The sequence below is a fragment of the Micromonospora sp. C28ISP2-4 genome (genome assembly GCF_030519385.1).
Taxonomy (GTDB): Bacteria; Actinomycetota; Actinomycetes; order Mycobacteriales; family Micromonosporaceae; genus Micromonospora; species Micromonospora tulbaghiae.
This window is the reverse complement of sequence record NZ_JAUMKG010000002.1, coordinates 774,146-787,670: the sequence shown is the minus strand read 5'-3', so window position 1 is coordinate 787,670 and position 13,525 is coordinate 774,146. Positions and strand designations below refer to the sequence as shown.

The window sequence follows — 13,525 nt, the reverse complement described above, 5'->3', positions numbered from 1 at the left end:
CCTGGTCCCGCCGGCCCGTCTCCGTCTCGGGCGGCGACTTGACCGGGAAAGCTAATGGACTTAGCTTTACGGCTATGACGGTTAGCCAGGTGGCGCGGAACGGCGGCACGATCGCGTACGAGGTGCACGGATCGGGACCGCTCGTGGTCCTCGCGCACGGTATGGGGGAGAACCGGGCCGCCTTCCGGCACCTGACGCCCCGGCTGGTCGCGGCCGGCTACCGGGTCGCCTCGATCGACGTCCGGGGGCACGGCGACTCCAGCCCGCACTGGCCCACGTACGCCCCCGAGCACGTCGGCGGCGACCTGCTCGCCGTGGTGCGGGCGCTCGGCGGTGAGCCGGCCACCCTGGTCGGCAGCTCGTCCAGCGCCGCCGCGGTCGTCTTCGCCGCCGCCGAGGCGCCGGAACTGGTCAGCGGCATCGTGCAGATCGGCGCGTTCGTCGGCACGCCGAAGCCGAACCCGCTGATGCGGGTCGCGCAGGCCGTCGTACTCCGTAGCCCTCGCCTGTTCGGGCTGTTCCATCGCACGCTGTTCCCGTGCGGGCGCCCGGCGGACGACGCCGCGTACCGCAAGGAGATGGTCGCCAAGCTGCGCGGGCGGATGGCCGCGGTGCGCGGCGTGGTCACACCGGCCGACCCGCACTGGACCGCGCGGGCGCCCGAGGTGCGCCGCCCGGTGCTGGTGCTGATGGGCACGAAGGACCCGGACTTCCCCGACCCGGGCTCCGAGGCGCGGGCCGCGCGCCGGCTGTTCGCCGTCGCCGAGGCGCGCATGATCGCCGACTCCGGCCACTACCCGCACGCCGACCAGCCCGACGCCACAGCCGCCGACCTGGTCGAGTTCCTGGCGGTGACCGCTCGTGCCTAGGGCCGGCCTGACCCCGGCCACAGTCGTGCGGGAGGCCGCCGCGCTCGCCGACGAGGTCGGCTACGAGAAGCTGACCCTGGCGGCGCTCGCCGCGCGGCTCGGCGTGGCGCTGCCGAGCCTCTACAAGCACGTGCGGGGCGTGGACGCGCTGCACCAGAAGCTCGCCGTGCTCGCCACCGCCGAGATCGCCGACGTGCTGACGGCCGCCGCCGCGGGCCGGGCCGGTGGCGACGCGTTGCGCGCCGTCGCCGCCGCCTACCGGGCGTACGCGCGGCAGCACCCCGGCCGCTACCCGGCCGCCCAGCGGGCGCCCGACCCGGCCGACCCCGAACACCTGGCCGCCGGGGAGCGCGCGGTCGGCGCGGTCCGGGCCATCCTGCTCGGGTACGGCCTCGACGGCGACGCCGCGACAGACGCCATCCGGATGTTCCGGGCTGCCGTGCACGGCTTCGTCGCGCTGGAGGCGGCGGGCGGATTCGGGCTGCCCCGCGACACCGACCGCTCCTTCGACCAGATGATTGCGGGTCTGGACCGCGCCTACCGTTCCTGGGAGGACCGATGACCGCGCTGCTGCTGGGCGTGATCTTCCTGCTGGAGCTGGCCGTGCTGGGCTCGGCCGGGTACTGGGGCTTCACGCTCGACGCCGGCTGGCCGCTGCGCCTGCTCGCCGGACTCGGTGCGCCGCTGGTGATCGCCGTGGTGTGGGGACTGTTCTGCTCACCGCGTGGCACCGTGACGCTGCCCGACCCGGCCAAGCTCGCCGTCCAGGCCGCCTGCTTCCTCACCGGCGGCGTGCTGCTGACCTTGGCCGGCCACGCCGCCCCCGGAGTGGCCCTGGTGGCCCTCTGGGCAGCCGACAAGACGGCGTTGACGCTGACCGGCACCCCGGTCTGAGAGATCTTGGTACGAACCGGCCCCTATCAGGGCGCTTTCGTACCAAGATCTAGGCGAGGCGGAACACGGCGGGACTCTTTCCCGGAACGCCCGATTGGTCGTACCCTTCGCCGGTGACCGACGGCGACGAGCAGCCTCCCGGCCGGACGACGGACGGCGACGAGCCTCGTCCGACCGTCGACGCCGCCGACGCGAGCGCCGACAAGGCGAGCGCCGCCGACACGAGCACCGCCACCGTCAGCGCCAACGCCGACCGCGCGGCCGACGCGAGCACCACTGACGCCAGCGACGCCGAAACCACCGCCGACGCCGCCCGCGCCGCCGACGCGAGCGCCGACGCCGCCCGCGCCGACGCCGCCCGCGCCGCCGACGCGAGCGCCGCCAACGCCCGCGCCGACGCCGCCCGCGCCGCCGACGCGAGCGCCGCCAACGCCCGCGCTGACGACACCCACGCCGAAACCGCCGCCACCTCCGCCGTCGACACCATCGCACCGGCACCGGCACCGGCACCGGCACCGGCACCGGCACCGGACGCGGCGTCGTTGCCGCACCCCGCCGCTGGTCCGGCGCCGTACCCCGTACCCCTGGCGCAGCCGGACCCGGCGCGGACGCGGGCGGTGCGGGGACGGCGGCGGTTGCCGCTCTGGACCGCGCTCGGACTGGCGCTCGGCCTGGTGGCGGGCGCCGTGCCCGGCGTACTCCTGCGGGAGTCGGCGCCTGATGCGGCCGGGCGGCCGGCCGCGAAGGGCGACCCGGGCACGGCGGCGCAGCGGCGGCTCGGCGGGCGGATGCTCGCGCTGCTCGACCGGCAGGCCGTCGCGCTCCTCGGCGCCGACCGGGCCGGCTTCCTCGCGATCGCCGAGCCGGCGGCCCGTCCGGCGCTGAGCCGCCGGTACGCGGCGCTGCGGGCACTGCGGGTCACCGTGTGGCGGCCGGTGGCCGACGGGGTGCCGGAGGCTGTCGACGGGCGGCCGGGGGAGTGGCGGCAGACGGTGACGGTGGGTTACTGCTTCGTGGTGCCGGACTGTGAACCGAGCACTGTGGAGCTGGGCGCGCGCTGGCGGATGGCGGGGGAGGAACCCCGGTTGACCGCTCTGGAGACGTCCGAGGCGGACCCGGCCGGTGTTCGGCCGTGGCAGGCGAACGACCTGGCCGTGACGGTCGGCAAGCGGGTGGTCGTGGCCACCACGCCGGCCCAGCGGCGCAGACTGCCCGGCCTGCTCGCCCAGGCCGAGACCGCTGCCCGGGCAGCGGACCGGTACGCGATCGGCGGCCGGCCGCCGGACCGGTACCTCGTCTACTACGCCGGGAAGGGCGAGTGGCAGCGCTGGTACGGCGGCGGCCGACCGAAGTGGACAGCCGGCTACGCGGTGGGCGTCGGGGGTGGACGCCACGACGTCGTGCTCAACGCCCAGATCGTCACCACGGCCGGCATCGACGACCTGCTCCGGCACGAGCTGACCCACGCGGCCTCGCTGCCCGACCGGGGTTACGCCGACCGCGCGGACTGGTGGCTGGTGGAGGGGCTGGCCGAGTACGCCGGTGCCGACGGGCAGCCAGTGCACCGCTACGACGGCCTGACCGAGGTGCGGGACCTGCTGCGCGGCGGGTGGTCCGGGCGGCTGGACGCGGTGGCGCCCGCCGACGACGCGAGCGACGGCCGGGTCGGTGGCGCGTACGGCGTCGGCTACCTGGCCGTACGGCATCTGGTCGACAGGTACGGCGAGCAGCGGATGCTGGACTTCTACCGGGCCGTGGTGCACCAGGGCCGGACCCCGGAGCAGGCCGCCGACGAGGTGTTCGGCGACCCGTGGTCGATGCTGCACGACGACTGCGTCGCCTACGTGCGAGCCGTCGTCGGCTGACACGTCGACACCTGTCTACGGGTCGTAGCATGGGCCAGGTGGCCCGCACTCCCTCGCCGCGGCTGCCCGCGGCCCGCCGCCCCCGTCTCGTCACTGCGGTGCTCGCCGTCGTCGCGCTGATCGGCACGACCGCCGCGTCCTGCGGCGACGACGCCCCGGCGGTCACGGTCGCCGAGGTGGGCCGCGCGCCGGTCAGCGAGGTGATCGACGCCCCGGCCACCGTCACCGCCCGCGCCGCGGCCACGCTCACCGCACCCGCCGACGGCACGCTGGCCCGGCTGCGGGTCCAGCCGGGGCAGCGGGTGACCCGGGGGCAGGTGCTCGCGGTGATCGACTCGCCGTCGGCCCGGGACCGCCTGGCGAAGGCGCGGGACGCGCTGCGTGCGGCGAAGCGGGCCGGGCGGGGGGCCGGCACGGGCGACCTGGGCGGCAGCCGGCGTGGCACCGACCGGGCCGCCGACGAGGCGTTCGCCGCCGCCCGCGCCGCCGCCGGCAAGGTCGGCGACCCGCAGGTACGCGCCGCGCTGCTGCTCCAGGTCCAGTCGGCGCAGCGGCAGTACGAGTCCGCCGCCCGCGCCGCCGACCGGGCCGTCGCCCAGGTGCAGCGCGGCGTCGCGGGCCTGAACAGCGCCGTCGGCGCGCTGTCGGCCGCGCAACGACTCCAGGCCCAGCAGGCGTACGACCTGGCGAAGGCGACTGTGGACGCGCTGACGTTGCGCGCGCCGATCGCCGGCGTGGTGCAGCCGGGCGGCACCCGGGCGGCGGCGCCGGCCGACCTGGCCGGGCTGCTCGGTGCGGCAGGTGGCGCGGCGGTGCCCGGTCTCGACCCGTCGGCGCTGGGCGGTGGCGGGCAGGGCGGCCCGCCACCGGGGGTGGACGACGCGATCCCGGCCGGTGGCCGGGTCACCGCCGGCACGCCGGTGCTCACCGTGGTGGACATCGGCCGGCTCGGCCTGCTCGCCGAGGTGGACGAGACCGACGTGCTGCTGGTCCGGGCCGGGGTGCCCGCGTCGGTCGAGCTGGACGCGGTGACCGGCGCGACGTACGACGCCACTGTGCGGTCGGTGGACGTGCTGCCCACCAGCTCGGCCCGGGGTGGCGTCACCTACCGGGTCCGGCTCGACCTCGGCGCCGGCCGCCTCGGTGAGGCCGAGGCCGCCCCGGCGCCCCGGCCCGGCATGAACGCGGTGGTACGGCTGCGGGTGCGGGAGGCCACCGACGCGGTGGCGGTGCCGGCGTCGGCGGTGTTCTCCACCGACGGGCGGGACGCGGTCTGGGTGCTGCGGGACGGCCGGGCCGACCGGGTGCCGGTGACTGTCGGCGTGCAGGGGCAGGACCTGGTGCAGATCGTCGACGGCGTACGGGCCGGTGACCGGGTCGTGGTGCGCGGCGCCGACCAGGTGCGCGACGGCCAGGAACTCCCGTGACCGTACCGGCGGTCGAGGCGGTCGACGTCTGGCGCACGTACGAGCTGGACGGGGTGTCGGTGTCCGCGCTGCGCGGGGTGTCGCTCACCATCGACCAGGGCGAGTACGTGGCCGTGATCGGGCCCTCCGGCTCGGGCAAGTCGACGCTGATGCACCTGCTCGGCGGGCTGGACCGGCCCAGCGGCGGCCGGCTGGTGATCGGCGGCCGGGACGTGACCACACTCACCGCGCCGGAGCTGGCGACCCTGCGCAACGAGACCATCGGCTTCGTGTTCCAGGCGTTCCACCTCCTGGCCCGTACGTCGGCAGTGGACAACGTGGCGTTGCCGCTTGTCTACCGGGGTGTCGGGGCGCGGCAGCGGCGGGAGCGGGCGGCGGCGATGCTGGGCCGGGTCGGGCTCGGCCACCGGCTGCACCACCGGCCCAACCAGCTCTCCGGCGGCGAGCAGCAGCGGGTGGCGATCGCCCGGGCCCTGGTCACCGAACCGGCCGTGCTGCTCGCCGACGAGCCGACCGGCAACCTGGACAGCGCCACCGGCGAGGCGGTACTGGAACTGCTGGAGCAGCTGAACGCCGAGTCCGGGGTGGCGCTGGTGATGGTGACCCACGACCAGGAGGTGGCCGCCCGGGCACACCGGCGCATCGCGGTACGGGACGGGCTGATCCGGTCCGACAGCCTTCATGATCGACCGCCGTCGGACCGCTCCGGCGTACCTGCGACACTGGACCCCGCTCCCAGCGCGGAGCCCCGGTCCGCGTCCGGAAGCGGCCCGGGGCACCCGCCCGGTGGCCCCGGTGGCGCCACCGGGGCCACCGGGCGCCTTCCGCGAGCCGAGGAGCGCCCTGCGTGGGCGGACGGCCGCCTCCCGCCAGGCGGGGGAGCCGCCGGATGAGGCTGGCCGAGGCGTGGCGGGTGGCGTCGGACGCGCTGCGGGCCAACCGGATGCGCAGCCTGCTGACCATGCTCGGGGTGATCATCGGGGTGGCCTCGGTGGTGATCCTGGTGGCCATCGGCACCGGTACGAAACAACAGGTCGAGCAGCAGGTCGAAGGGCTCGGCTCGAACCTGCTGCTGGTGGTGCCGGGCCGGATCGAGGTAGGCAACGCGCCGGTGGTCTCGCCGCTGGACCTCAGCGACGCCGACGCGGTCTCCCGGGTGGTCGGTGACCCCGGCCGGGTCGCCGTCACGGTGGCCTCCGGCGCGACCGCGCGGGCCGGTAACCGCTCCGACTTCACCACCGTGCAGGGCGTCCTGGAGACCACCCCGTCGGTGTTCACCCGTTCGCTGTCGCGTGGCCGCTACCTCACCGGCGCGGACGTGGACACCAGCCGCCGGGTGGCGGTGCTCGGCGACTCGGTGGCCCGGGCGCTCTTTCCCGACCGTGACCCGCTCGGCCAGCAGGTCACGCTGGCCGGCGTGCGGTTCCGGGTGATCGGCGTCTTCGCCCCGCTCGGGCAGAGCCTCGGCGTCGACCGGGACGACGAGGTGCACGTACCGGTGACGGCGGCGCAACGGCTGTGGGGCACCCAGCGCATCGACGGCATCGCGGTGAAGGCGCCGGACCGGGAGCGGATCGACGAACTCGGCGACCGGATCGTGGCGGAGCTGTCGCGCCGGCACCCGGACACCGAGTTCAGCGCCGTCACGCAGCGGCAGATCCTCGGCGTGCTCGGCGACATCCTGGGCGTGCTCACCGGCGTGCTGGCCGCCATCGCGGGCATCTCGCTGCTGGTCGGCGGCGTCGGCGTCTCCAACATCATGCTGGTCTCGGTACGCGAGCGGACCCGCGAGATCGGCCTGCGCAAGGCGGTCGGCGCCCGCCCACGCGACATCGGCGTGCAGTTCCTGCTGGAGGCGGTGCTGCTCACCTCGGTGGGCGGCCTGACCGGGATGGCGCTGGGCGTGGGCACCGCGCTGCTCGTGGACGCGTTCTCGCCGATCCCGGCGGCGATCACCTGGTGGTCGCTGGCGCTGGCGTTCGGCGTATCCGCGGCGGTCGGCATCGTCTTCGGCGTGGTGCCGGCGCAGCGGGCCGGACGGCTCGACCCGGTGGTGGCGCTGCGCGCCGAGTAGCCGGTGGCGTAGCCGGATCGGACGAGACACCCGTCCGGGCGAAAAAGCCCTGGTGGACATCGGGTGAACGGCTGTCTCGCCATGATCAAAGGGTGGAAGGGATCGCGCAGGTCACAGCCGTCCCGCTACCGTACTGGTTACACGCGCGTCGCTCGTCGAGGCGGGAACACCTGCCCGGTGACACGCGCCGGGCACGGGAATGGGTCGGTGAGCCATGGCCGGGTCGCAGTCCGACGCACGGCTGTCGGATGTCAGGTTCCTGACCGTCGCCGAGGTGGCGACGGTCATGCGGGTCTCCAAGATGACCGTCTACCGCCTCGTGCACAGCGGTGAGCTGACCGCGGTACGGGTCGGCCGGTCGTTCCGGGTGCCCGAGCACGCCGTACACGAATACCTCCGGGGCGCCTTCCAGGAGTCCGCCTGAGCCGTCGGCCGGCCGTCCGCCGAGTGCGACGAAAAGGGGCATCGACGGGGGCGCGTTGGTCCTGCTGACGCACTCCGGTTAGGCTGGGCCACGACCGTGACCGCTCTCTGGTGTGCCCTGCCCACCACGCTGGTCCGGTCCGTTGTCCGCAAGCGGTCACGGCGCCACCCGCGGTGGTGCCGTCCGGTCCGCCCCGCACGTTGCATCGAAAGGCTGTCGTATGGGCTCGGTGGTCAAGAAGCGCCGCAAGCGCATGGCTAAGAAGAAGCACCGCAAGCTGCTGCGCAAGACCCGCGTCCAGCGTCGCCGTCTCGGCAAGTGACCGGGGCCGGGCACTGGCCCGGCACCGGCACCACTTGCCAACTGTCGACCCTCGGAGGCTCAGGTGATCAGGCCGCGGACGTCCCGGCTCGATCCCGCCTGCCGCGCTAGGCGCACGACATGACCCCCGGTGACACCTCCGGTGCCCCGGGGGTCGTCGTCGTCACCGGGGTCGGCCGGTGGCTGGGCGCCCACGTGGCCGCCCGGCTCGCCGCCGACGAGCGGATCGAGCGCGTCATCGGGGTCGACTCGGCACCGCCCAACCCGGAGCTGACCGACCTGCTCTCCGACGTCGAACGGATCCGCCTGGACCTCGACTCGCTCGGTGGCCTCCTGCTCGACCTCGACGTCGACACGGTGGTGCACCTGGCGCTGGTCACCTCCCCGGACCCGCAACAGGGCGGCCGCTCGGGGATGAAGGAACAGAACGTCATCGGCACCATGCAGCTGCTCGCCGCCGCGCAGCGCGCGCCCCGGCTGCGCAAGCTCGTGGTCCGCTCGTCCACCGCCGCGTACGGGGTGTCGTTCCGCGATCCGGCCGTCTTCACCGAGGAGACCGAACCGCGCGAGGTGCCGCGCGGTGGTTTCGGCCGCGACATCCTCGACATCGAGGGGTACGTCCGCGGGTTCCGCCGCCGCCGGCCCGACGTCACCGCGACGGTGCTGCGGTTCGCGCCGTTCATCGGGTACGCCGCCGACACCACGCTCACCCGCTACTTCTCCCAGCCGGTGGTGCCAACAGTCTTCGGTCGCGACCCGCGCCTGCAGTTCGTGCACTTCGACGACGCGTTGGAGGTGCTGCACCGGTCGGTCGCCGAGGACCACCCGGGCACGTACAACGTCGCCGGGCCGGGGGTGCTGTCGCTGTCGCAGGCGATCCGCCGGGCCGGCCGGGTGGCGGTGCCGGTGCTGGAGCCGGGCCTCGCCGGGGTGGCCGCGGTCGCCCGCAGTCTGGGCTTCGGCCGATACGGCCTGGACCAGGTGGACCTCTTCGTGCACGGCCGGGTGGTGGACACCAGCCGGCTGGAGCGGGAGTACGGCTTCACGCCCCGCTCGACCGCCGCCGCGTTCGACGACTTCATCCGCGCCCACCACGGCGGCGTCGTGGTCACCCGCGATCAGCTCGCCGCCGCCGAGCAGTTGGTGCTGGAGAGCATCCGGCAGGTCCGCTCGACCGTGCGGGAGCGATCGTGAGCAGCCCGGACGAGCGGCGTGATGCGCGCTACGACGTACCGCTGGGTGTGCCGGATCCGGGCGCGGAGCCGGCGCGGCGCAACGGGCACCGCCGGGTGACGGCGCCGTCCGCCCGCCCGGCCGCGCCGGCCGACCCGGCGAGGGACGACGAGCCGGACACCTCCGCCGACGAGCCGGGCGCCGCCGACGCGGGCGTTCCGAGCCCGGCCACGCCCCACCAGCCCGTGAAGAAGACGGTCGCGAAGAAGGCGGTCGCCAAGAAGACCGTCGCGAAGAAGGCCGTCGCCAAGAAGACGGTCGCGCAGCCGGCACCCGCCGACGCGGTGCCCGCCGGGAACGCGCCGGCCGGTGACACGCCGCCGGGCCCGGCGGTGGCCGACCGGCCGGGGGACCACTGGGACCGCAAGGTGGCCCAGGGGCTGGCGTTCCTGCGGCGGCGGCTCGCGGGCGACTACGAGGTCGACGAGTTCGGCTTCGACCCCGACCTGACCGACGCGGTGGTCCACCCGTTGGTCCGGCTGCTCTACCGGGACTGGTTCCGCACCGAGGTCACCGGCGTCGAGCACGTGCCCGACGAGGGCGCCGGTCTCGTCGTGGGCAACCACTCCGGCACCGTGGCGCTCGACGCGCTGATCCTCTCCACCGCGCTGCACGACCGGCACCCGGCGCACCGCTACCTGCGGCTGCTCGGCGCCGACCTGGTGTTCCGGATGCCCGTCGTCTCCGAGATAGCGCGCAAGACCGGCGGCACCGTGGCGTGCAGCCCGGACGCGGAGCGGCTGCTCGGCAACGGGGAACTGGTGGGCGTGTTCCCCGAGGGCTTCAAAGGCGTCGGCAAGCTCTACTCCGACCGCTACAAGCTCCAGCGGTTCGGCCGGGGCGGGTTCGTCTCCGCCGCGCTGCGCACCGGTACGCCGATCGTGCCGGTGGCGATCGTCGGCGGCGAGGAGATCTACCCGATGCTCGCCGACATCAAGCCGCTGGCCCGGTTGCTCAAACTGCCGTACTTCCCGGTCACGCCGACGTTCCCCTGGCTGGGGCCGCTGGGCATGGTGCCGCTGCCGAGCAAGTGGCTGATCGAGTTCTGCCCGCCGATCCCGACCGCGCACCTGCGCGACGCGGCGGACGACCCGCTCGTGGTGTTCAACCTCGCCGACCAGGTGCGGGAGACGATCCAGCAGACGCTGCACAAGCTGCTCGAACGCCGGCCCGACCCGTTCGGCCCCTGAGCCGGGCCGCTCGGTTCAGGCGTCGCGGTGGCGGCGCCGGTGCAGCGCCAGGCCGGCCGTGACCGCGCCCGCGAGCAGCCCGGCCGCCGCGGTGGAGGGCACGGCGATGCGTACGGCCCGCCGCCCGGTGCGGAAGTCGCGCACGTCCCAGCCCCGCTCGCGGGCCTGCCGCAGCAGCGCCGGATCGGGGTTCACCGCCACCGCGCGGCCGACCACGGAGAGCATCGGCAGGTCGTTGGCCGAGTCGCTGTAGGCGGCGCACCGGGCCAGGTCCAGCCCTTCCACGGCGGCGAGCTGGGTCACCGCCTCGGCCTTCGCCGGCCCGTGCATCAGGTCACCGACCAACCGGCCGGTGTACGCGCCGTCGACCACCTCGGCCACCGTGCCGATCGCGCCGGTCAGGCCGAGCCGGGCCGCGATCACCCGGCCGATCTCCACCGGCGCGGCGCTGACCAGCCAGACCCGCTCACCCGCGTCGAGGTGACGCTGGGCCAGGCGACGGGTGCCGGCCCAGATGCGCGGCGCCATCAGCTCGTCGAAGATCTCGTCGGCGAGGCGTTCCATGTCGTCGACCCGCCAGCCCTCGACGAAGGCGAGCGCGGCGTCCTTGGCCTGCGACATGTCGCCCGCGTGCTCGGTGGCGAGCAGCCGGAACCGGGCCTGCTGCCAGGCGAACCGGGCCAGGTCACCGGTGGTGAAGTACTTCCGGGCGGCCAGACCGCGGGCGAACCAGTAGATCGAGGCGCCCTGCATCATCGTGTTGTCCACGTCGAAGAACGCGGCAGCGGTGGGGTCGGGTGTGACTGTGGTCGCCGGCGCCGACGGGGTCTCCGACCAGCCCGCGGTGTGCCCGTGCGCGTCGGTGCTGACGGTCACCTTCCGGCTTTCGGCCACGGCGACCTCCCTGCCTCGACGACCGCGTACGCCCTCCGCGTCGAGCGTATCCGGCACCGTGTGACGGCCGGGTGTCCGCCGGGCGAAGTGTGGCGCGCTACGCGTCCGCCGCTCAGCGGTCGGCCGGGCAGGTGGCCGGAGCGGGCCCGAGCGTGTCGCTGGCCTGCGGCGCGGGCAGCCCGCAGGCGATCGCCTCGCGGAGCGCGTCGGCGCGCTTGCCGGCTGCGTCGAGCAGGGCCAGCGAGCGGCGGGTGCGGTCCCGGTCGGCGTGGTCGGGCCGGTCGAGAAGGCCGCTGACCACTCGGCGCTGGCCGGCCAGGAACGTGTCCACCGCGTCCAGCGCCGCCGGGTCGGAGCGCTGCGCGGCGACAGTGGTCAGCAGGCGTACGCCCTGGCGGGTGTCCGCGTCCATGTCGTCCAGGACGGCGCTGAAGCCGAGCCGGTCGTCGCGGACCGAGGCGGCCTCGTCGAGCCGGGTGCGGGCGAAGTCGAGGAAGAGCTGCCCGCGGCTGATGTCCGAGCTGGCGAGCGCGAGCTGGGCGCGCTCGGTGGAGCGCTTCATGCCGTACAGGGCGTCGCCCGGCAGTGCGTTCTCGCTGGCGGCGGAGATGCCGGAGAGGGCGACCGCCCCGGCGGCCACACCGACCAGGATCGCGCCCCGGGCCCGCGCCCGGCGGCCGGTGATGGCGGGTAGCAGCGCGCCGCGTACCCCGCTCGTGGTGGTGGTCCTGGCCGGCGTCCCGATGCCCTCGCGTTCGGCGGTGGCCACGAGCATCGCCCGCAGGCCGGTACGGAACTCGGCGTCCACCTCGACGTCGGGCCGTTCGGTGGTGAGCCGGCGGCTCACCTCGACGAGTGCGGTGAGTTCACCGTCCGCCTTGGACCGGACGTGGTGCCGGCGTCCGCCGTTGGCCTCGTCGAGGAGTTGCGCGAAGCGCTCGGCCCGCCGACGGGAGAAGAGGTCGCTGTCCACCGCGGCACCCCCTCTCGCTGGTCACGGCCGGGCGGCCGTCGTCGTCACCAGCGACCGGTGGCAGCGTGTGGCGCAGAGCCGACCGGAACGGCCGACCTGACCCGCCGGACCGGGTGGCCCGGGGGACGCCGGGACAACCACTGGTCGCACCCGGAGAAACGGACCGCGCCGGTCGCCGGTTACGGCCGGGACGGCGGCGAAATCACCAAGAGTGATCGGCTCGCGTGGGGCGTCGGGCACGCGACAGCGCCCGGCGTGTACGCCGGTGGAGAGGACGGGTGCGGGTGCCGCTCAGGAGTGGAAGCCGTCGGGCAGCAGCCGGGCCAGCGCCCGGACCGCCCGGTACTGCAAAGCCTTGATGGCGCCCTCGTTCTTGCCCATGGCGCGGGCCGTCTCGGCCACCGAGAAGCCCTGGAGGAACCGCAGCACGATGCACTCCTGCTGCTCCGGGTTGAGCTGCTTGACGGCGGTGAGCAGGGCGACGTTCGTGATGTGCTCCACCACTGCGGCCTCCGGGCTGCCCTCCGGCCCGCGGTCCTCCCGGTCGGCGTCCAGGACGTCACCGGTGGTGACCTCCAGCCGGTAGCGCCCGGACTTGAAGTGGTCGGCGACCAGGTTGCGGGCGATGGTGACCAGCCAGGCGCCGAGGTCGCGCCCCTGCCAGGTGAAACTGCCGATCCGCTTGAGTGCCCGCAGGAACGTGTCGGAGGTGAGGTCCTCGGCGAGCTGGCGGTTGCCGACCCGGAAGTAGACGAACCGGAAGACGGTGTCGACGTACCTGTCGTAGATCAGCCCGAACGCCTCGGACTCGCCCGCCTGCGCGCGCTCGACCAGCGTCCACACCTCGGTGGCCGGGTCGGACGGGTCGGGGCGGCTGGGGAAGCCGGTGGCGGGCGCGGCGGCCGGGACGGCGGGCAGGACGGCGGTGTCGCCGGTGGTCACCGCCGGCAGGACAGCGGTCTCGGCGGCGGACGGCTCGGCCCCGGTCGCCGCGTCGCCGCGCCGTGCCTGGGCCGGCATGGTCGGGCGGGTCGGGCTGCCCAGGCGGCCGGTCGCGGGCTTCGCGTTGCCGCCCGGGGTCGCGGGGCGGGGCGGCGCCTCGTTCGTGTGGTGCGCTCGGCTGCGTACCCGCCGCCCGTCGCCGCGTACCGCGAGCTGCCCGTCGGCGCCTCGTGGGCCGGGGTCCGCGCGTTCGTTGAGCGGGTTGCGCTGTGTCGGGCCGGTGACGCCGGCCGGTCGTTCGGCGTAACCGAAGGTGGTCACCGCGCCTCCCCAGGCTGAGCGGACAGTGACCGCGCCGGAGGACCGGGTATCACCCGGTCGGGCACGGCCGGGTCGGGAAGTGCCGGCGGGCGGCAGAT

General features: G+C 75.0%; 14 protein-coding genes. 11 read left to right on the top strand and 3 right to left on the bottom strand.

Features of this window, described 5'->3' with window-relative positions:
• The first annotated feature begins 74 nt into the window (after positions 1-74).
• The 11 genes from Q3W68_RS12480 (at position 75) to Q3W68_RS12430 (ending at position 10,297) form a co-directional block, all read left to right on the top strand.
• Entirely contained in the window at positions 75-869 is a 795-nt protein-coding gene (locus Q3W68_RS12480) for an alpha/beta fold hydrolase (protein WP_302905535.1), read from the top strand.
• Positions 862-1,431 (top strand): TetR-like C-terminal domain-containing protein, encoded by a 570-nt coding sequence (locus Q3W68_RS12475; RefSeq protein ID WP_302905534.1) that lies wholly within the window; start codon positions 862-864, stop codon positions 1,429-1,431. Before Q3W68_RS12480 ends, Q3W68_RS12475 begins: the two co-directional genes overlap by 8 nt.
• Entirely contained in the window at positions 1,428-1,763 is a 336-nt protein-coding gene (locus Q3W68_RS12470) for a YrdB family protein (RefSeq protein WP_302905533.1), read from the top strand. Before Q3W68_RS12475 ends, Q3W68_RS12470 begins: the two co-directional genes overlap by 4 nt.
• Positions 1,764-1,876: 113 nt before the next feature.
• A complete protein-coding gene (locus tag Q3W68_RS12465; protein WP_302905532.1) occupies positions 1,877-3,628 on the top strand; it encodes a hypothetical protein in 1,752 nt (583 codons plus the stop codon).
• A 29-nt stretch (positions 3,629-3,657) separates the two neighbouring features.
• The gene (locus tag Q3W68_RS12460) at positions 3,658-5,055 is read left to right on the top strand and encodes an efflux RND transporter periplasmic adaptor subunit (RefSeq protein WP_302905531.1); all 1,398 of its coding nucleotides are present in this window, start codon (positions 3,658-3,660) and stop codon (positions 5,053-5,055) included.
• Positions 5,052-5,948: an ABC transporter ATP-binding protein gene (locus tag Q3W68_RS12455; RefSeq protein WP_302905530.1), complete on the top strand. Its 897-nt coding sequence runs from the start codon at positions 5,052-5,054 to the stop codon at positions 5,946-5,948. The genes Q3W68_RS12460 and Q3W68_RS12455 overlap by 4 nt, the downstream gene beginning before the upstream one ends.
• Positions 5,945-7,129, top strand: coding sequence for an ABC transporter permease (locus Q3W68_RS12450; RefSeq protein WP_013288760.1), 1,185 nt, complete (start codon positions 5,945-5,947; stop codon positions 7,127-7,129). Before Q3W68_RS12455 ends, Q3W68_RS12450 begins: the two co-directional genes overlap by 4 nt.
• Positions 7,130-7,343: 214 nt before the next feature.
• Positions 7,344-7,553, top strand: a complete 210-nt coding sequence (locus Q3W68_RS12445; protein ID WP_013288759.1) for a helix-turn-helix domain-containing protein — start codon at positions 7,344-7,346, stop codon at positions 7,551-7,553.
• A 220-nt stretch (positions 7,554-7,773) separates the two neighbouring features.
• Complete coding sequence (locus Q3W68_RS12440) at positions 7,774-7,875, top strand: AURKAIP1/COX24 domain-containing protein (protein ID WP_007465623.1); 102 nt, start codon at positions 7,774-7,776, stop codon at positions 7,873-7,875.
• Between the two features lie 119 nt (positions 7,876-7,994).
• Entirely contained in the window at positions 7,995-9,068 is a 1,074-nt protein-coding gene (locus Q3W68_RS12435) for an NAD-dependent epimerase/dehydratase family protein (protein ID WP_302905529.1), read from the top strand.
• Positions 9,069-9,391: 323 nt separating this feature from the next.
• Complete coding sequence (locus Q3W68_RS12430; RefSeq protein WP_302905698.1) at positions 9,392-10,297, top strand: lysophospholipid acyltransferase family protein; 906 nt, start codon at positions 9,392-9,394, stop codon at positions 10,295-10,297.
• Between the two features lie 15 nt (positions 10,298-10,312).
• On the opposite strand, the gene Q3W68_RS12425 is transcribed toward Q3W68_RS12430, so the two are convergent.
• The 3 genes from Q3W68_RS12425 to Q3W68_RS12415 all read right to left on the bottom strand — a co-directional run bounded on the left by Q3W68_RS12425 (position 10,313) and on the right by Q3W68_RS12415 (position 13,427).
• On the bottom strand, positions 10,313-11,191 hold the full coding sequence (locus Q3W68_RS12425) for an HAD family phosphatase (protein WP_302905528.1): 879 nt from the start codon (positions 11,189-11,191) through the stop codon (positions 10,313-10,315).
• A 112-nt stretch (positions 11,192-11,303) separates the two neighbouring features.
• Entirely contained in the window at positions 11,304-12,164 is an 861-nt protein-coding gene (locus Q3W68_RS12420) for a DUF5667 domain-containing protein (RefSeq protein ID WP_120572968.1), read from the bottom strand.
• 291 nt (positions 12,165-12,455) lie between these two features.
• Positions 12,456-13,427: an ECF subfamily RNA polymerase sigma factor, BldN family gene (locus tag Q3W68_RS12415; protein ID WP_151500442.1), complete on the bottom strand. Its 972-nt coding sequence runs from the start codon at positions 13,425-13,427 to the stop codon at positions 12,456-12,458.
• Positions 13,428-13,525: the final 98 nt, after the last annotated feature.

Bases quoted from the DNA above. Each gene is read 5' to 3' on its own strand.
- Q3W68_RS12435 (WP_302905529.1), top strand. From the start codon at position 7,995: ATGACCCCCGGTGACACCTCCGGTGCCCCGGGGGTCGTCGTCGTCACC.
- Q3W68_RS12445 (WP_013288759.1), top strand. From the start codon at position 7,344: ATGGCCGGGTCGCAGTCCGACGCACGGCTGTCGGATGTCAGGTTCCTG.
- Q3W68_RS12460 (WP_302905531.1), top strand. From the start codon at position 3,658: ATGGGCCAGGTGGCCCGCACTCCCTCGCCGCGGCTGCCCGCGGCCCGC.
- Q3W68_RS12440 (WP_007465623.1), top strand. From the start codon at position 7,774: ATGGGCTCGGTGGTCAAGAAGCGCCGCAAGCGCATGGCTAAGAAGAAG.
- Q3W68_RS12450 (WP_013288760.1), top strand. From the start codon at position 5,945: ATGAGGCTGGCCGAGGCGTGGCGGGTGGCGTCGGACGCGCTGCGGGCC.
- Q3W68_RS12470 (WP_302905533.1), top strand. From the start codon at position 1,428: ATGACCGCGCTGCTGCTGGGCGTGATCTTCCTGCTGGAGCTGGCCGTG.
- Q3W68_RS12480 (WP_302905535.1), top strand. From the start codon at position 75: ATGACGGTTAGCCAGGTGGCGCGGAACGGCGGCACGATCGCGTACGAG.